We start from the raw sequence: 19,992 nt of genomic DNA on the forward strand, positions 1-19,992 counted from the left end.
GTTTCAATCCCCGTAGGGACAGATCATCTCACTGAAGATGAAATAATTAAAGATTTAAAAAAAGGTGATGATATTGCTTCATACATTTCCAATGAAAATGTGAAAGATGAACCAATACGCCATTCAAATAATTCTAAAAAAAATGTAACCATATTAGTTGTTGAAGATAATTTTGAAATTCGTCAATTTATTGTAAAATGCTTTAATGAGGATTATAACATATTGGAAGCTTCAGATGGTGGCGAGGGACTTGAAATTGCAACACATAAAACACCACATTTAATTATAAGTGATATCATGATGCCCGAAATTGATGGTATCACACTCTGTGGTAAATTAAAAAAGGATTTTAGAACAAGCCATATCCCAATTATATTATTGACCGCACGTACATCGGTAATTTTTAAAGATAGTGGTTTTGAGACAGGTGCAGATGCCTATATTACAAAACCATTTACTGTAAGTCATTTGAAGTTGAGGGTTAAAAATTTATTGGAATCCCGAAAAAAGCAGCAAGAGTATTTTATAAGAAACCATAAAGTTACACCTAAGGCTATTAGTTTTACTTCGAAAGACGATGAGTTTTTAAGTACAGCAATAGATGTGGTGGAAAAAAATATGGATAATTCAGATTTTAATTCCGTTCTTTTTGGTGAGATTATGAGAATGAGTCGATCGGTACTATACAAAAAGTTAAAAGGATTAACTGGGCAGTCGCCCACTGAATTCGTAAGAATGATACGTATAAAAAAAGCGGCTCAATTATTTTTACAAGATAAATTTACAATATCAGAAGTTATCTACAGTGTTGGATTTAACGATTTGAAATATTTCCGAACCTGTTTTAGACAGCAGTATAAAATGTCTCCTAGTGAATTTATCGAATCACAAAAATAAAATAAGTTTCTAGAAATATGAATTAAGTCAATCTATTATCATATTTAGGTTTTATAATATTAAAACAAACCAAATTCCTATTAGGAATAAACGCATTACACCCTAATTTAAAACTAATAGACCCTAAAGATTGACTAATTCCCGAATAGCTTTGAAGTATTAAAATTATATCCTAAAACCTATAAAGAGTAAATTATTGTATGTGTAAAGTAAATTTTTTAATACTATTTTCTGTTTTTCTTTTACCTAGCTGTTCATTAAACACTAAGTTTGATGCTAAATTTATTGAAAAACAAATGGAGCTTTCAGAAAAGCAATTTTTAATATTGCTTAAAGATGCTGAAAGATTAAACAGAATACCGCGAACTATTACAACAGATGGTGAAATCCATTGGGCTAATAAAGTTTTTGATTGGACTGAAGGTTTTTTTCCGGGATCATGTTGGTATTTTTACGAATTTTCTAATGATGAGTTTTGGAAAGAAGCTGCTGAAAAATTTCAATCAAAATTTGAATCTCACAAAAACTTCACTAACAACCATGATTTAGGATTTATTTTTAATTCTTCTTATGGCAATGGCTATAGGCTAACAGGCAATGAGAGTTTTAAACAAGTTTTGATTACCGCCGGAAATTCTTTGATAACACGATTTAATCCCAACGTTGGGTGCATACAGAGTTGGGAAACAGATACTGGTTGGCAAGCAGAGAGAGGTTGGAAATATCCCGTTATTATTGACAATATGATGAATCTGGAACTTCTTTTCGAATTAAGTAAAATAACGGGTGATGATAAATATAAAAATATAGCCACTGCTCATGCAAATACAACATTAAAGAATCATTTTAGAAAAGACTTTAGCTCATATCATTTGGTTGATTATGATCCTGAAACAGGAAAGGTTAGAAGTAAGCAAACTGCACAGGGATATTCCGATGAGAGTTCTTGGGCAAGAGGCCAAGCCTGGGGACTTTATGGTTATACCGTTTGTTATCGCTATACCCAAGATCCACGATATCTGAAACAAGCTGAAAAAATTGCTAAATACATCATTGAAAACCCCAACATTCCGAGTGATGGTATCCCATATTGGGATTACAATGCTCCTAATAAACCTAATGCGTATAGAGATGTTTCGGCGGCAGCCGTATCGCTTTCGGCCTTAATAGAACTTCAAAACTATTCTAATCAGGAGTTTACCTCATTTATTAAGAAAATATTACAATCTTTAACGAGCGATCAATATTTTGCCAAATTTGGAGATAACAACGGTTTTCTTTTAAAACATAGTGTTGGTAGTATACCGCATAATGCTGAAATTGATGTACCATTAAATTATGCCGATTATTATTTTTTGGAGGCACTACTGAGATATAAAAGATATTTGGAAAATAGTATCTAATGGTTACTTATTTAAATAAAACTAGATTACCCCCCTTTTTGACCAATTTGCCCCCCTTTTCATTATAGATACGATATACATTTACTACATTAAAATAACTAAACTCAATAATTATGAAACAAAACAAATCTTTAAAGCGGCTAATTCTTTTTAGTTGCTTGTTAATTTTCACCTGTATAACTGCGTTTGGGCAGACAACGGTGAGTGGTACAGTGACTTCAAGTACAGATAATCAACCGGTTATAGGAGTAAACGTGATTGTTAAAGGCGATTCAAAAGGAACGACTACTGATTTTGATGGAAAATATACTTTAAACAATATGTCGCCAAGTGATGTATTGGTATTTAGTTATTTAGGATTCAAAACAATAGAAGTTTCAGTTGGCAATCAAACCACTATTGATGTATCATTAGAAGAAGATGCTGCAAAATTAGATGAGGTTGTTGTGGTAGGTTATGGTACTACAAAACGTAGTGATTTAACTGGAGCCTTAACATCGGTGTCATCAAAGGACTTTGATAAACAACCATTGAGTGATGTAAGTCAGGCGCTACAAGGTAGGGCTGCCGGTGTTCAAGTGACGCAAACAAGTGGCGTTCCTGGTGGTGGTTATAAGATTCGAATTCGTGGTGCTAATTCCATTACAGGGAGTAATGAACCATTGTATGTAGTAGATGGGCAATTTGTTGATATTTCAACTGTTAATGTGAATGATATTCAGTCTATGGAAGTGCTTAAAGATGCCTCTTCCACCGCTATTTATGGAACTAGAGGTGCCAATGGTGTTGTATTAATTACTACTAAAAGGGGACGCACAGGCAAAGCTAAAATTAATGTGGATGTATTTACAGGCTTTTCAAATTTAACTCAAAAATTGGATTTGATGAGTGCCTCTGAATTTGCCGAAGGTGTTAATTTTTCTGATGGAACAGAAGTTTTTACAGCACAGGAAATTGCTGATTTAAGAGTATCGGGTGGTGAAGATTGGCAAGAGCGATTATTTCAAACCGCTTACTTTAATAATGTTCAAGTTTCCGCTAGCGGTGGTAGTGAAGCCATGGATTATTACCTATCGGGTAATTATTACCAAGCGGGGGGAACAGTTGTAGATCATCAAAATTTTAAACGATTAAATTTAAGGGCTAATTTAAATGCGAAATTATCTGATAAAATAAAAGTTGGGCTTAATTTTAATGTAGGTCAAGAAGAAAGGACTGGTATTAGAGCCGATTTAGGGGTAGGGCTGTCTTTTGACCCTACTACACCTGCTTTTGATGAAAATGGAGACTATAATTTTAATTCTATAAAAAACTTAGCGACCTCACAAACGAACCCACTAGTAGCTGCTGAAAACAACGTACGAAAAAACACCTTAGACCGTATGAGTATTAACGGTAATTTTAACTGGGATCTTGCTAAGAATTTAGTATTTAATTCTTCGGTGGGTATTGTGAAAACGGATGCACACAATAATTCCTATGCACCAATAATTTCAAGTAATAATGGTAGTGCTAATGTTGATAATATTTATTCAACCAATTTATTCAATACAAACAGAATTACATATTCATTGGATATTGATGAAAACAATAGTTTGAAAATTGATGCTATTCATGAATTAGTTATAGACAAAAGGAATAGAGCAAATATAGATGCTAGTGAATTTTTAACTGATGTTGTAACTTACAGAGATTTATCTGCAGCCAATGTTCAAATCGTTTCTAATTCTGAAAGTAATAGAGATTTAGAATCATTTCTTGGTCGGGTAAATTATTCGCTATTTGATAAATATTTATTAACGGCCTCATTTAGAGCAGATGGAACTAGCGTGTTTCAAAACGATAAATGGGGATACTTTCCGTCAGCTTCGTTAGCTTGGAAGGTTTCCGAAGAGGGTTTTATTCAAAACATTGAAACCATTAATAATCTTAAGTTAAGATTAAGTTATGGGCAAGTAGGTAATCAAGGAATCAACCCTTTTGGGACTCGAGATAGAGCGGTACTAAGTCAAAATGTAAATTATCCTTTTGATGGTAATTTCACAACAGGGTTAGCACCTTCCAACAGAATAGCAAATCCCGATTTAACATGGGAAACAACTGAGCAATTCAATACTGGTATTGATTTAGGGCTCTGGAACTCTGCAATTACCCTTTCATTAGATTATTATAAAAAGAATACTACAGATTTATTATTAGATACACAGCTACCTGAATTTGTAGGCCCTACTCGTAAATTTGTGAATGCAGGTGAAGTAGAAAACAAAGGGTTTGAAATTACTTTGGGAGCGAGAATATTACGAAATGATGATTGGAATATTAATTCAACATTAAGTGTGTCTAGTAATAAAAATAAAGTATTGTCTCTAAATGATGATGTTGAGTTTATTGTTATTGGCGATGTTATTAGACAAAACACGTTTCCTGTAAACCCAACACGAGTAGAAGTAGGGTTACCTATTAGTACGTTTAGAGGATATGTATTTGAAGGTGTTTATCAACTAGGTGAGGAAGCTGAGGCTGCTATCTTTAATAAAGTACCTGGAGATGCAAAATATAGGGATATAAATGATGATGGAGCAATTACTACTGATGATATCACTACAGTAGGTGATGGTAATGCCGATTTTACTTGGGGATGGAACTGGGACGTAAGTTTCAAAAACTGGAATTTAAACTTTGTACTTACAGGCTCCCAAGGAAATGATATTTATAATTTACAGCGTGGAAGATTAATGGCGCTTGGTGCTCAGCAGTTTCATGCAGTTCATGCAGACTATAACAACAGGTGGACACCAACTAATCCAAGTAACATCCCTTCAGGTAGAGATGGTACAGAAATTTTGTCATCACAGTTTATAGAAGATGGTTCATTTATCTCAATGAAAAATATTGCATTGGGTTATAATTTAGATAGTAAACTACTTGATAAGGTAGGGTTATCAAGCGCAAGGATATATGCTAGTGTTGAAAATTTGTTTGTAATTACTGATTATACAGGTTTTGATCCAGAAGCAACCGCATCGGTAAGTAACGAAGATGCCGATGTTGGTATTGATTATAATACCTACCCAATTAACCGTTCAGTTACGTTTGGTCTTAATGTTACATTTTAATTTAAAAAATAAGTACTATGAAATATATAAATAAAATTTTATTAGTGGCATTAGTGGTTTTTTTAGGCCAGTCTTGCTCTGATTTGGAAGAAGATACAGGTAGTTTATTAACCGTAGGTAAAATAGAGTCTGAAGCTGATATTGCAACTAATATTGCACCTATTTACAGAAGGCAGCTTAATATGCATAGAAATCCCCACTATTTAAGAACGGCCACATACGGTGGTGATGATATCACCACTTGGATTGCTGGGAATAAGGCTCCTTTAAGGGTATTTGATAGGTTTGATTATGGTAGTGGCGAAAATTCGGATATTAATTGGTTGGATCACGCCTGGGATAATTACTGGCAAACTATCTATTATTGTAACACGCTTATAGAGGGGCTTAAAACGGCCACAGCATCAGAAGCTATTATTAATGCTGCCGATGCAGAGGCAAGAGTTTTTAGAGCTCTTTCATATTTAAATTTAGTAAAGATTTATGGTAATATGCCACTGATATTAGATGGCGTTCTACCTACGGGTAAAGAGCAACGTGCCACTGTTCTTGAGAACTATCAACAAATTGAAAGTGATCTGCTTATTGCGGAAGTTTATTTGCCTGCACCAGGGTCTGAAGGCATAGGACGTGCATCTGCTGGATTAGCAAAAAGTATTCTTGCCGATTTGTATTTAACATGGGCAGGGTGGCCTGTAAAGGATGCGAGTAAGAATGCACTGGCAGCCTCAAAAGCAAAAGAAATTATTGATTATAATTATTATGAACTGATTCCTATTGACGAGTTATGGTCCTTAGAAGGAGCTAAAAGTAAGGAGACTATCTTTTCATTTCGATGGCCAGATGATGAAAGTTTTGGTAATGCGGTAGCAACAGCATTTACATTCCATCAGGGTAGAGGATTTTCGGATTGTTTTCCTGAATTACAATTTTTCAACGATTTTCCAGAAGGGCCTAGAAAAGATGCTACATTTTTGTTAGATATTCCTAACAGAAATGCTCCAGGAGGTGTGATAACACCAAAAGACCCTCCTACAATTCCTTGGCCAGATTCTGATAGAGGACACCCCATGTATAAAAAATATGTGCTTTCAGAAGACTTAACATTTGGTAATAGACCAGTTAATTTTAGATCTGTAGATATATATAGATATGCTGAAGTGTTGTTAATTTATGCAGAAGCGCAAGCTAGAAGTGGCGGTGAAAATGCAAGCTCTTTAGAGGCTTTAAACCAAGTAAAAAGAAGAGCCGCCGGCTTACCTTATTTATCTCCAAATGGATCGGTTGACGTAGCTACCGCTTCTCCAAATGAGATTGTAGATGAGAAAGGATGGGAATTAGCTGCCGAAAACAAAAGATGGTTTGATTTAGTTCGTAATGAGCGCGTTGCAGAGGTGGCTGCTATAAGAGATCCATCAGAGCCTGTTGAATTAGTTAGAATGCCAACAGAGGCTCAATATATTGCACCTATTCCTTTCAATTCTATTTCGTTGAGTGATTTGGTGCAAAATCCTGAAGGGTTTAAAATTCAATAAATAACTAAGAGAGTATTTGGTGCTCAAAATTAATATTTAGGAGTTAGTTAATAGTTTATTTGAGTTAGTTGAAATAATTCGTGGCAATATTTTGTCACGAATTATTTGTTCTATTAATTAGTAATAGTAAAATATTTATGTATTTCTTTAAGCATGTTTTTTTTCTAGTACTTATCATAACCTTAAGCCTTAGTTGCAAAGCTCAAGAAAGCGAGCTATGGAAAGATTTTGAGCAAGCATCAAAGAAAGGAACTGAACCAATATTACCTGATTTTTCATATACTGGATATAGGTATAGTGAAGTACCCATTCCAACAGTTGATTTTCCTGTTTTCGACGTAACTGAATATGGCGCTATTCCTAATGATACACTATCAGACAAAATAGCCATTCAAAAAGCAATACAAAAAGCTTCTGAGAATGGGGAAGGTATTATTTATTTTCCAAAAGGAACCTATTCTGTAAATACTTCTGATGACGATCAAAACATCATTTTAATTCAATCATCAAAAATTGTTTTTAGAGGAGAAGACAGAAATAATTCAATAATTTTCTTTCAAAATGATTTGCCAGCGGCTGATCCAGATAAATTATGGACAGTACCTTATGCCATAAAGGTTGCTACCAAAAAAAGAGGTAAATTTTTAACAAATATTACAAAAGATGCTAGAAGGGAATCGTTTATAATACATGTAGAAAATGCATCTAATATAAAAAAAGGCGACTGGATTACCTTAAAAGTTTTAAATAATGCACCAGATTTAGTTGAGAAAGACCTGTTTCCTTTAAAACCAGATCCAAGCTGGAAATCAATCATCAATAAGGGTGTTCAAGTAAACGAGCATCATAAAGTTGCAAAAGTTGAAGGAAATACGATTCATTTAGTAGAACCCGTTCATTATAATATAGAAGCAAAACATAATTGGAAAATAGATGCTTTTGAATATGTTGAGCATGTGGGTTTCGAAAACTTAACTTTTGAAGGAAATTGGACCAAAGACTTTATACATCACAGATCTGCTCAAGACGATGGTGGTTGGAGTATTATACAAATATCAAGAGCTATTAACTCTTGGGTTAGAGATGTTACCTTTAAAAATGTAAATCGAGCGTTAGAGTTTTCCGTTACTGCGGCATGCACCGCATTAAATGTATCTGTTGAAGGAAAAATAGGACATACAGGAGTTGATGTTGCCGGTTCTACAGGTATTTTAATTGCCAATTCTGTAGATTTAGCAGGAATGCATCACTCTTTTGGAGTTTCTGGCGGAAGCACGACCAATACGGTAATATGGCGATCTACATATCCCGTGCATACCAGTTTTGAATCCCACGCCTCACAACCACGCTGCACACTTTTCGACAACGTTAGTGGTGGTTTTTTTCAGGGAAGGGCTGGAGGCGCACGACAAAATTTACCAAACCACGGACGGTATTTGGTATTGTGGAATTATGAAGAAACCGATACTCCAGAAAAGGACTTTACATTTGTAGCTACAGACACTTGGTATTGGAGATTTGTACCCCCAATTATTGTAGGTTTTCATGGTTCTGGAACAACTTTCAAAAAAGAGGAAGTACAGGTTTTGGAAAGTTTGGGAACACCTGTGACACCCGAATCACTGTTTGAGGAGCAATTAAAACTAAGGCTGGGAGAATTACCCGAATGGATTAAGAAATTAAAACAAGGACTTTAATTATGAGGTCAATTTTTATAATTTGCAATCTGGTGCTTTTTAGTATAGCATTTAGCCAAAACAAGTCAAATACTTTTAGACTCTTCTATTTAGGAGGTCAGTCGAACATGGACGGTTTCGGTTATAACAAAGAACTTCCTGACTCGCTTAATAAAAGTTTTGATGATGTTTACATTTTTCATGGCAATCCTGCAATAGGAGGAGAAAAACATGGAGGCTTGGGTATTTGGGAAAAACTACAACCTGGGCATGGAACTGGTTTTTATTCAGATGGCGACAAAAACCATTTGTCTGAACGGTTTGGTTTAGAATTGTCATTTGCCCAAAAAATGAAGGTGTTTTTCCCAAATGATAAAATAGCTATCATAAAATATTCCAGAGGAGGAACATCCATCGATAGTATGGCAAATAGAAAACCAGGATGCTGGGAACCCGATTACAATGCTAAGCAAGGGATTAACCAGTATGATCACTTTTTGGCTACTATGAGACATGCTTTTAGAAATCGAGATATAGATAATGACGGTATGGACGATGTTTTGATACCTACTGGGATTGTTTGGATGCAAGGTGAAGCCGATACCGACACAAAAGAAATTGCCACTAGGTATTTCTTTAACTTAAAACGGCTAATGGACTTAATAAGGGCTAGTTTATTGACCGATGATTTACCAGTAGTGATAGGGAAAATATCGGACTCATGGGATAAAGGAGACAAGGTATACCCCTATGAGGAATTGGTGCAATATGCACAGGAAAAATTTGTTAAAATGGACAAAAACGCTGCTATCGTCCGTAATTCAAGATATTATAAATTTTCCGATAGGTGGCACTATGTTAGTCCGGCATACATCGATTTGGGATCAAGTTTTGCAGAAAAGTTGTATGGATTAATTATGAAAAAAAGGTAAGAAATAGATTTAAAATAAAGTTTGAATAACTAAAAATATAATTCTTAACTTAATAAAATTAATACTAATAAAAGATAAAATGAAACAAGTTAATTATGAATCTCGATACGCGTCTAGCCCAGATGCAGTAAAACAATATGATACAACACAATTAAGAAAAGAGTTTTTAATTGAAAACCTTTTTGAATCGGATACATTAAATTTAATCTACTCTCATTACGACCGGTTTATAACAGGTGGAGTCATGCCAAATTCTAAGGCTATAAAATTAGAAACCATAGACCCTTTAAAAGCAGAAAACTTTTTAGACAGAAGAGAATTAGGAATTATCAATATAGGAGATACGGGTACAGTAGAAGTTGATGGAGAGTCATACTTATTAAACCATAAAGAGGCGCTATATGTAGGCAAAGAAAATAACAAGGTTGTTTTTTCAAGTGCTTCTGCAGATAGCCCAGCTAAATTTTACTTAAACTCGACACCTGCTCACAAAGCCTATCCCATTAAAAAAATTGGAATTAATGATGTTGAAGTGATAGAATTAGGAGCGGCAGAAACAGCCAATGCAAGAACACTTAGGAAATATATTGTGAATAGCGTGGTAGATGTGTGTCAATTACAAATGGGTATGACAACATTGAAATCTGGAAGTAGTTGGAATACCATGCCAGCGCATGTGCATGACCGAAGAATGGAAGTGTATTTTTATTTTGAGATTCCGGAAGGGCAATCCGTATCTCATTTTATGGGGCAACCCCAAGAAACCCGACATATATGGATGCAAAACAATCAGGCCGTTATATCACCACCATGGTCTATTCATTGTGGTTCAGGAACAAGTAATTACTCATTTATATGGGGAATGGCCGGAGAAAATCTTGACTATGGCGATATGGATGTTTGTAAAATAAATGATTTAAGATAACAACGGAGAAATAAAAATTATGTCAATAAACTTATTTGATTTAACAGGCAAAACGGCTTTGATTACAGGAGGTACGCATGGATTAGGAATGGCCATGGCCAAAGGATTAGGAAATGCTGGAGCAATCTTAGTAATAAATGGCGCTTCATCACAAGAGAAGCTGGATAACGCTGTTAACCAATATAAGGAACTTGGAATAGAAGCATATGGATATCTTTTTAATGTTACCGATGAAAAAGCAGTTCAGGAAGCCGTTGAAAAAATAGAAAAGGAAGTTGGACCTATTGACATTTTGGTAAACAACGCAGGCATAATAAAAAGAACTTCTTTAATAGATATGGAAGTAGCAGATTTTAACGCTGTTATTCAAGTTGATTTAGTGGCACCTTTTATAGTATCAAGAACCGTAGCAAAAGGCATGATTAAAAGAGGAGGTGGAAAGATTATTAATATTTGTTCTATGATGAGCGAATTGGGAAGAGATTCTGTGAGTGCTTATGCTGCTGCAAAAGGCGGTTTAAAAATGTTAACAAAAAATATGGCTACAGAATGGGCTAAGTTTAACATTCAAACCAATGGCATTGGACCTGGCTATTTTGCTACCAGTCAAACGGCTCCTATTAGAGTAGATGGACATCCTTTTAATGAATTCATCATAAGCAGAACACCAGCAGGTCGTTGGGGAGCTCCAGAAGATTTACAAGGAGCCGCTATTTTTTTAAGCTCAAAAGCCAGTGATTTCGTAAACGGGCATATTGTTTATGTAGATGGTGGTATACTCGCTACCATTGGAAAACCTTCAAATGAAGATTAAAAGTTTTAAATAAAAACGATGCTTCTTAATAAAACAATTCAATTGGTTTTAGTAGCTATGCTATTATTAAGTTGTTCCCAAAAGGACACTATAAAAGTAATTACAATAACGAATACTTTAGATTTAGAAAGAACATTTGAAACGGTTGAATTATCAAAAGACGTTTTAAAGGTTGATGATTTGTCTACTATTGGCGTACGTGATAATAAAACCAAAAAGTTACTGGTAACCCAAACGGTCGATAATGATGGCGATGGTATCTTGGATGTTATTTTATTTCAACCACAAATAGGGGCAAATTCTGAAAAAGTATTTGAAATAGTTGCCATAGAGCAATCTGAGAGACCAAAAGCAGATACCTTATGCTACTCAAGATTTGTTCCTGAGCGTACGGATGATTATGCTTGGGAAAATGATAAAGTAGCATTCAGAACGTTTGGACCCATAGCTCAAAAAATGATTGAAGACAATATACCGGGAGGAACACTTTCCAGCGGTATTGATTTGTGGTTAAAAAAAGTTGATTATTCCATTATTGATAAATGGTATGTGGGAAATGTTAAAAAATCGGGGTATTATCATATCGATCATGGTGAAGGGTATGACCCATATCATGTCGGAAAAAGTCGTGGTACAGGTGGAATTGGCGTTTGGGTTAGAGATACTTTGTACACATCAAAAAACTTTATAGGCTATCGTACCATTGCAACTGGACCTTTAAGGACAGTTTTTGAATTGGATTATAAACCATGGAGTGAATATGGCATCAAAGAAACGAAACGGGTCAGTCTTGATTTAGGCTCTAATTTTACGAAATTCGAAATTAGTTTAACTGCAGAGAATCCAGTTCCCAATTATACCATCGGGATTACACTGCATGATGGGAAAGGAGACATTATCTTAAATGATAAAGCAGGCTATTATGGTCATTGGGAGGAAATAGACAGCTCTTATGTAGGCGAAGGTATTATTATTGATGCAAAAAAAGTTCAAAGAGCTTTTGATTTTAGAACTTCAACACCCGACCAAAGCCAATTGCTCATTATCTCCGAACCTAAACAAAGCAAATTAACTTATTATGCTGGATTTGCATGGACTGAAAGTGGGCAGATTAACAACAAAAAAGAATGGGAGCATTATTTGCATGATTTTGCAAAAATGATAAATAGTCCTTTGGAGGTTACTATCAATGAATAGATGAAATACAGCTTTTAAAATAGTTTAAAGTTATAGTTTTATATAATTAAAACTTTATTTTAAATTTAAAGCACTAATATTCAATTATTTGACAGAATTAAAACTATCATGAAACTTAACTGGACAACAATTCTAAGCTTTATTGCAATTTTAATTATTTCATGTGGACCTAAAAAAGATGTTATTGTTAAAAATGGTTTTGGAAATAAAGAAAATTGGGTAGTAGAGCAAGGTCCGGGAGGGATTATTAGCTTTAAAAAAAATAAAATTGAAATCATTGACAAAGATGGGTGCACTATTTGGTTAAAAAAACAGTTGTCAGGAAATTTAAAAATAGAATACGATGTAACAGTCGTCGATGCAGAAGGGCCTTTTGATAGAGTTTCTGACAACAATTGTTTTTGGATGGCAAAAGACCCCGGAAATCCAGATAATTTTTTTAAAAATTCATCAAAAAGAGCGGGGAAATTTTCTAACTATAATACATTAAAACTGTATTATGTTGGTTATGGTGGTCATGATAATACCAAAACAAGATTTAGAAGATATGACGGTAATTTTGAAAGGCCTTTATTTCCTGAGCATGATTTATCAGATAAAAAATTCTTAATTACTGCCAACAAAAAAATGCATGTTGAAATAATTGTCAATAATAATTTAACTAGTTACAGTAGAGACGGCGAAATTATTTTTAAAATGGACGACCCAAAACCTTATAATGACGGGTATTTTGGATTCAGAACAGTTAACAATCACATGTTAATTGAAAATTTTATAGTAAAGCCTCTTAATTAAGAATGGTTTGAAATTACCTTAAAAGAATATATTTTAATGAATTGATTGAACCCAGGTTTCATCTAAATAATCTTACTAAATTTCTTTAGTCCTAACAACAATTTTTTATACTTAAATTCTTTAAATAGAGCTATTAATAAGGAATTAAATAGAGTTGATTTATTAGCTATAGATACTGCAGTCCAAGAGCACTTGCATATAGAGATTTTTTTATATAATTTTTGGTTCCAAATAAAAAATCCAGACGAGTTCTATATAAAATTTATTGGAAGAGTATATCATCCCTCAATTCTTCCCACTTAGATCTTTTCCATGCCGCTGGTGGTTTGAAATCAGTAGACTCCTTAAAATAATCCTTAGCCATATCCTTGACGATATCTGGGAATCGTTGGGCAAGGTTCTCTGTTTCAGCAGGATCATTTTTTATATTAAATAGTTCCACGATAGGCTCTCGTCCCTCCATATAGTCATAATAGATTCCTTTTTCCAAAATTCCGGTATAACGAAGTAAGTAATCACCTTTCACTACTACCCAAGCGGGTGGAGCAAAACCTGATTCGGTTCCATGGGTCTTCGTTGATTTATTAATTAAATATCCCCATTTATAGGAATGTATGCCGGCCCAAATTAAATGGTCATGGATTGGTTTGTCTTCTTTATTCAAAAGGATAGGAAGTAGGCTTTTCCCATCTATGTTTTTTGGTAACTTTAATCCAGCCGCGTCAATGGCCGTAGGTAAAATATCCATTGCAGAAACCAGTTGCTCTGAGCGTTTAGGATGCTGTATCCTTTTTGGCCAAGATATAAACATTGGAACCCTAAAACCACCTTGGTAAAAGTTGCCTTTAGTTCCTGAGAAAGGTGTGTTTCCCGGAAGGGGAGACCCCGATTTGAAACCATCATATGCACCCCCTGCCATGGCTCCATTATCTGAGGTGAAAATTATAATCGTATTATCAAGGGCTCCTTTGGACTTTAGGAAATCTACAATTCGTCTTACATTGGCGTCCACGCCATTTACATGGGCAAAGAAATTATTAAGCGTATACGAATCGGACTTAAATTTGTTGTAATATTTGGAGGGAGCTTTTGGTTCTACCGAATCGTGAACAGCATGGTAGTGCAAATTCACATAGAACGGTTTATTACTCGAAACAGATTCACTTATAAAGTTTAATGCTTTGTCGGTAAAAACATCGGTGTTATAACCTTTCTGTTTTTCGGCATGTTTGAAATTTTCCCATACAAGATTGGAATTATAATATTGGCTTGCCCAATAATTATAGCCAAAATAATAGTCGAAACCATTATTCAGCGGGTTTTGTTCGTCTACTACAGATCCCAAATGACCACTTTCGTTAATTTCAGCATAAACCTGGGGGTGTGTTTTTTCCAAAGAATTCAGATTTAGATTCTCATCTAGACCATTTTTCCGAAGAATATCTTTTAAAATTTGGTCATTTCTTTTGCCTATATGCCATTTTCCAATATGAGCAGTTCTATAGCCATTATTTTTGAATGATTCCGACAGAAGCGTCCCTGGAGTAAACCCTTTTTTGTCAACATCCGCAATGATATACATACCGTATTTATTTTGAAGTGTACCTGTCATCATTCCTATTCGTGATGGTGCACAGATATTACTAGATGTGTATGCCTTATTAAAAATAACACCTTCCTTTGCTAAAGTGGATAAAGTTGGAATGGCAGTTTTGGAGAATTCTATTGATTTTTCTAGGGAATAACCTTGTAGGCTATCAACGAGATTAACAAAATAAGGATCAAAATCCTGAGGTGTAATAGTATCGTTATAGACACCAAATTGTCCATATCCCAAATCATCCATTAATATGAACAAGACGTTGGGCTTTTTTTCTTTAGTTTCCGCACAACCATAGACAAGCGTAAGTAGTAATATATACTTAAATATTTTTTTAGAGTAGATCTCTCTCATGATTATGACATTTTTATTAAAAACAATAATTTTAATATTGATGTTATATATTACTTTAAGGTTATTTCTACAATTGTATCTATAGCATCAACGTCTTTTTTAGGAATTTTTACTAACAGACCATATTCATCTAATTTAAACGGTATTTTTTTCTTGTTTTTATAAAGAACAATAGATTTTATAGTTGCGTTAAAGTTCGGGATAAAAAAAATATTTTTGTTATCAGTTAATATATGAAGATATAGTTTTTTTCCTTTTTTAGTGGATATAAAGTCTTCGGAAGGCGCTATAATTCCCTCCCTTGTTGCGTAAATTGTTTCTCCATTTAATAGCAACCAGCTTCCCATTTCCTCTAAAGAAGCTATGTGTTCAGGTTGGATTTTTCCATTGGGCATGGGCCCCACATTAAGTAATAAATTGCTGCCATAACCAGCTGCTCTAACTAAATACTGCACCAGTATTTTTTTGCTTTTGTATTTATTGTCTTTTAAATTAAACCCCCAAGAGCCATTTATGGTTTCACATACTTCTTTAGGAAGCTCGCCAATATCTTCTGCTTTACTAGCAAATCCATGTGTTGATTTTCCTGGAAGATCTTTTTCAAACATTTGAAAATCTTCTCCAGGTAATACACTTTCGTGATGGTTGTTGCCAATCAAACACTGCGGTTGTAAATTATGAATCACCTCATAGATTTCATCAAAATGCCAATCGGCATCTATTCGGTCCCATTTTCCATCAAACCAGATACCTGAAATATCGCCATAATTGGTTAATAATTCTGTTAATTGTGCTTTCATAAAAGCAATATAATTCTCCCATTTCCCTTCACCTCTTCCAGAAATATCTGTTCCAGTTTTTCCTCGTGGAAAATAATCGTCGTTGTGCCAATCTAACAGGGAATAATAAAAAAATAATTTGATACCTTCTTTCTTACAAGCTGCAGCCAAATCTTTCAAAACATCTTTCTTATAAGGTGTTTTTTGTACGATATTATAATCGGTCGCTTTCGTATCAAACATCGAAAACCCATCGTGATGCCTACTTGTAATTGTGATGTATTTCATACCCGCATTTTTTGCCATTTTCACCCACGTATCCGCATTGTATTCAATCGGATTAAAAAATGTTGGTAGCTTTTCATAATCTTCTATAGATATGTTTTGGCTTTGCATAACCCATTCGCCATCCCCCAAAATGCTGTACACCCCCCAATGAATAAAGAGTCCAAATTTTGCGTCTTCAAACCATTGCCTTGCTTCTAGGTTCTCTGCCGTTGGATAATAATTTTTCTGACTGAAACCCATTAGACTTAGAAATAAAATACATACAAATAGGGTTGTTTTTTTCATTTTATAGATTTTACTTTTATTTATAATTATTTTTTAAATACTAATTATTGCGCACTTAAATAGTTAAGTCTATTTTCAACGTTCTTATAGTTTTTGATTTTTTCTGCTAATTGCTCAAATTGATAGTCGGCACTATAGCCAAATTCATTATCTGTTAATAAAACCATTGAATTTAATATTAAAAGTGCCTCAGCAATACTATTAGATTTATAAAGTATTTTAGCCATATCATTCAAGGGGTTTTCATTTAAGACCAGTCCTGTAAACTCCAGAGCCCTTATTCGATTAATAGGTTCGCTGTCATTTTTAGCTATGTCCTTAATTTTTGAAGCAAATTCAATGGCTTTGTCTTCAAAAGTAGAACACACAATCAATGCCCAATAGCGTTCCCAAGTATTGTTGGAATTCAAATATTTATCAATTTGGGGTTTAATATCATTATAGTTGGACAAGCTTAAATTGGCAACCTGAATGAGTTTTAAGATATCACTCTTATGTTCTTGTCCGAATTTTTCCGGATTATCAAAGGCATTATTAATTAAATAGTGTTCAGGGTAAAATGATAAATCCGGTTGATCGACTAGGTAATCATTTAAGCGTTCTCTTAATTGCATAAGAACATTATTGTAGTCTGGATTTTCAGCCAAATTTTTTGTTTCATAAGGATCTTTTTCAACATCAAAGAGCATCTCTGCTTTTTTAGGTTTAAAAAAAGCTGATTGCACATCGTTCAACTTACCTTCTTTATATAATTTTGCCCATTCTTGATAAGCTAATTGCTTGTATCTGTAGGCATTCATCAAACCATCATAATTAAATGGTTGGTAATTTCGAATGTATTTGTACTTGCCTTTTCGTATGGCACGGACCATATCGTACTTTTCATCAAATCTATCGGCATAACTGAATGTTTCATCTCTACTATTAACATCCTCAGTACTTACTTTGTTGCCTAAAAAAGGGTTTCCATCCATTTTTTTAGGGATGTCAATACCTGCTAAATTCAAAACGGTTGGTGCTAAATCAACAAAACTTACAAAGCCTTCTACTTTACTCCCCAATTTTTGAGACACCAAATACTCGTAATTTTTAGGCACGTGAACAACCATAGGAACTTGAAGTCCGGTTTCATACAAATAACCTTTGCTGCCTGGTAATACACCACCATGATCACCATAATAAAAGATAAAGGTGTTGTCGTACAATCCATCTTCTTTTAATTGTGAAATAACTGTCCCTATTTCTGTGTCCATCCCACCGATTTCATCTCTATAGCGTGCGTTTGTATATTTGAACAACTCCGTATTTGGATGATTGGGCTGTACCTCAAAAGAATTTAAATCCGTTTTGGTTTTTTTGTTATCAAAAGTCTTTTTATTAAAATGAAGCGTTCCTTCATGCGTAATAGCTGTATTAAAAACATGGAAAAATGGTTGGTTTTCACTTCGGTTTCTCCAACTCGCTGTTTTTGAAGATTCGTTCCAAACACTATCTGATTTTATAAAATTATAATCCTCTTTACTCTTGTTGGTCGTATAATATCCGGCTTTTCTTAGATAGACAGGAAACATATCAAGATTTGCTGGCATGGGCACTTTTACGACTTTTCTGTGATAATGTGATGCTAAACGAGGTCCATAACAGCCTGAAATAATGGTAGATCGTGCTGCACTACAAACTGCTGCATTAGAAAATGCATTGGTATAAATCAAGCCTTGTTCTGCCAGACTTTCAATATGAGGCGTTGCAATACCATTTTGATCAAACATTTTAAGATAATGCATCGAGTTGTCTTCAGAAACTAACCAAACAATATTTGGAGGAGGTAAATCTGGTTTTTGTGTTTTACATGAAAAAGCAAATAACATTATTAATATAATGGCATAATATTTTATGGTCCAATTTTTTTTCCAATTATTTTTCATTTAATGATATTTTTGAATTTATAAACGCATGTAGATGTATATGTTTCATTTGGTTTTAGCAAAGTAGAAGGGAAATTAGCCTGGTTAGGAGAATTTGGAAAATGTTGTGTTTCTAAACAAAATGCTCCTCTAAAAACATAAGGTTTACCGCTTTTTCCGATAGCACTACCATCTAGAAAATTACTTTCATAAAATTGAATACCAGGCTCATTGGTGTAAACTTCCATAATTCTCCCGCTATTAGGCTCTAGTACTTTAGCAGCCAAAACCAGTCCTTGTTTGTTCTTTGGTGTTTTGTTTAAAACATAATTATGATCATAACCCTTGGCATAATCGAGTTGGGGGTTATCTGTATTAAGGTTTAGCCCAATAGGTTTTAAGCTTGTAAAATCAAACGGAGTATCTTTAACCTTTGCAAGATCACCAGTTGGAATCAAATCTTGATTAATAGGGGTAAAAGAGTCAGCATTTATCATAAGAAGATGATTGTTAACGTTGCCGTTTCCTTCACCTTCAAGGTTAAAGAAAGAATGGTTTGTTAGATTTACCACTGTTGGTTTGTCCGTGGTAGCCGTATAGTTTATTTGTAGCTCATTATTATCTGTTAAGGTATAACGAACGCTTAGCTTTAAATTACCAGGATAACCTTCCTCCATATCAGGTGAAATTCTATTAAATTCAATTTCATTGGTATTGGTTTGATTTGCTTTCCAAATCATGTTATTAAATCCTTGAGCACCCCCGTGTAGATGATTTTTACCGCTGTTTGTAGCTAATTTGTATGCTTTGCCTTCAATGGAGAATTCACCATTTGCAATTCGATTTGCATATCTTCCAATGGTTGCACCAAAATAGCCTCCTCTTTTAGTTTTATATTCCTTTATGTTTGAAAACCCCAATACAATATCATCAAAAATGCCATTTTTATCCGGAACAATCAACGATACTAAACGTGCACCATAATTTGTAAATGTTGCTTCTAATCCATTTTTATTTTTTAAGACACACAGTTTGGTTAATTGATTATCTGTTACAGACTCAAAGTGATTAGGATCTATTTTTGATTTTAGATTATTAAAAACTGTATGTAGTTTAGTTGATTTAATATTACTTTTTTCTGAATCATGTTTTTTTTGATTACAATTAAATAGCAATAAAAAAAGGGTAAAAAAACATATTAACAGATTGTTTGTTTTTTTATTTACCATCAGAATATATTATTAATAAAAGATAAGTAAAGTTACTTGTTAAATATTTATAGATTAATATTTTGTATTTCAAAGGTCTCTAATAGTGCTCATATAGTCTATGGTGTAATAGGTCATATTTAAGGTATAATAGTGCGCTGGCAAAGATTTTATTTTATTTTAAATTAGATATATGAAGTTTTTAGCAATAAAAAACTAAAGTAAGTAATAGGTAAAAGTTATTCTAAAGTTTTAATCAAAATCACAGAACGCTGGCTGTTCAA

The 19,992-nt window shown here is 34.0% G+C and carries 14 protein-coding genes; 10 read left to right on the forward strand and 4 right to left on the reverse strand.

Annotated elements, in window-relative coordinates:
* The 10 genes from AC15TD_RS00050 to AC15TD_RS00095 form a co-directional block, all read left to right on the forward strand.
* A partial coding sequence (locus tag AC15TD_RS00050) for a response regulator transcription factor (protein WP_484450100.1) occupies positions 1 to 897 on the forward strand: 897 nt, incomplete at its 5' end.
* A 200-nt stretch (positions 898 to 1,097) separates the two neighbouring features.
* Entirely contained in the window at positions 1,098 to 2,300 is a 1,203-nt protein-coding gene (locus tag AC15TD_RS00055; protein WP_484450101.1) for a glycoside hydrolase family 88 protein, read from the forward strand.
* Positions 2,301 to 2,413: 113 nt separating this feature from the next.
* Complete coding sequence (locus AC15TD_RS00060; RefSeq protein ID WP_484450102.1) at positions 2,414 to 5,416, forward strand: SusC/RagA family TonB-linked outer membrane protein; 3,003 nt, start codon at positions 2,414 to 2,416, stop codon at positions 5,414 to 5,416.
* 17 nt (positions 5,417 to 5,433) lie between these two features.
* Complete coding sequence (locus tag AC15TD_RS00065; RefSeq protein ID WP_484450103.1) at positions 5,434 to 6,951, forward strand: RagB/SusD family nutrient uptake outer membrane protein; 1,518 nt, start codon at positions 5,434 to 5,436, stop codon at positions 6,949 to 6,951.
* A gap of 137 nt (positions 6,952 to 7,088) precedes the next feature.
* Positions 7,089 to 8,648 carry a DUF4955 domain-containing protein gene (locus tag AC15TD_RS00070; RefSeq protein WP_484450104.1) on the forward strand — a complete coding sequence of 520 codons (1,560 nt, stop codon included), beginning with the start codon at positions 7,089 to 7,091 and terminating at the stop codon, positions 8,646 to 8,648.
* A 2-nt stretch (positions 8,649 to 8,650) separates the two neighbouring features.
* Complete coding sequence (locus AC15TD_RS00075) at positions 8,651 to 9,559, forward strand: sialate O-acetylesterase (RefSeq protein WP_484450105.1); 909 nt, start codon at positions 8,651 to 8,653, stop codon at positions 9,557 to 9,559.
* Between the two features lie 79 nt (positions 9,560 to 9,638).
* On the forward strand, positions 9,639 to 10,484 hold the full coding sequence (gene kduI, locus AC15TD_RS00080; RefSeq protein ID WP_484450106.1) for a 5-dehydro-4-deoxy-D-glucuronate isomerase: 846 nt from the start codon (positions 9,639 to 9,641) through the stop codon (positions 10,482 to 10,484).
* 19 nt (positions 10,485 to 10,503) lie between these two features.
* Positions 10,504 to 11,298, forward strand: a complete 795-nt coding sequence (locus tag AC15TD_RS00085; protein ID WP_484450107.1) for a gluconate 5-dehydrogenase — start codon at positions 10,504 to 10,506, stop codon at positions 11,296 to 11,298.
* An 18-nt stretch (positions 11,299 to 11,316) separates the two neighbouring features.
* Entirely contained in the window at positions 11,317 to 12,495 is a 1,179-nt protein-coding gene (locus AC15TD_RS00090; protein WP_484450108.1) for a DUF4861 domain-containing protein, read from the forward strand.
* A gap of 108 nt (positions 12,496 to 12,603) precedes the next feature.
* Positions 12,604 to 13,290 (forward strand): DUF6250 domain-containing protein, encoded by a 687-nt coding sequence (locus AC15TD_RS00095; protein WP_484450109.1) that lies wholly within the window; start codon positions 12,604 to 12,606, stop codon positions 13,288 to 13,290.
* Between the two features lie 262 nt (positions 13,291 to 13,552).
* On the opposite strand, the gene AC15TD_RS00100 is transcribed toward AC15TD_RS00095, so the two are convergent.
* Genes AC15TD_RS00100 through AC15TD_RS00115 form a run of 4 tightly spaced genes read right to left on the reverse strand, consistent with a single transcriptional unit; the run spans position 13,553 to position 19,675 of the window.
* Positions 13,553 to 15,244, reverse strand: coding sequence for a sulfatase family protein (locus tag AC15TD_RS00100; RefSeq protein ID WP_484450110.1), 1,692 nt, complete (start codon positions 15,242 to 15,244; stop codon positions 13,553 to 13,555).
* Between the two features lie 50 nt (positions 15,245 to 15,294).
* Positions 15,295 to 16,596, reverse strand: coding sequence for an alpha-L-fucosidase (locus tag AC15TD_RS00105; protein WP_484450111.1), 1,302 nt, complete (start codon positions 16,594 to 16,596; stop codon positions 15,295 to 15,297).
* Positions 16,597 to 16,640: 44 nt separating this feature from the next.
* Positions 16,641 to 18,521 (reverse strand): sulfatase family protein, encoded by a 1,881-nt coding sequence (locus tag AC15TD_RS00110; protein ID WP_484450112.1) that lies wholly within the window; start codon positions 18,519 to 18,521, stop codon positions 16,641 to 16,643.
* Positions 18,518 to 19,675, reverse strand: a complete 1,158-nt coding sequence (locus AC15TD_RS00115; RefSeq protein WP_484450113.1) for an aldose epimerase family protein — start codon at positions 19,673 to 19,675, stop codon at positions 18,518 to 18,520. The genes AC15TD_RS00110 and AC15TD_RS00115 overlap by 4 nt, the downstream gene beginning before the upstream one ends.
* Between the last annotated feature and the right edge of the window lie 317 nt (positions 19,676 to 19,992).

Source organism: Yeosuana sp. (assembly GCF_057126245.1).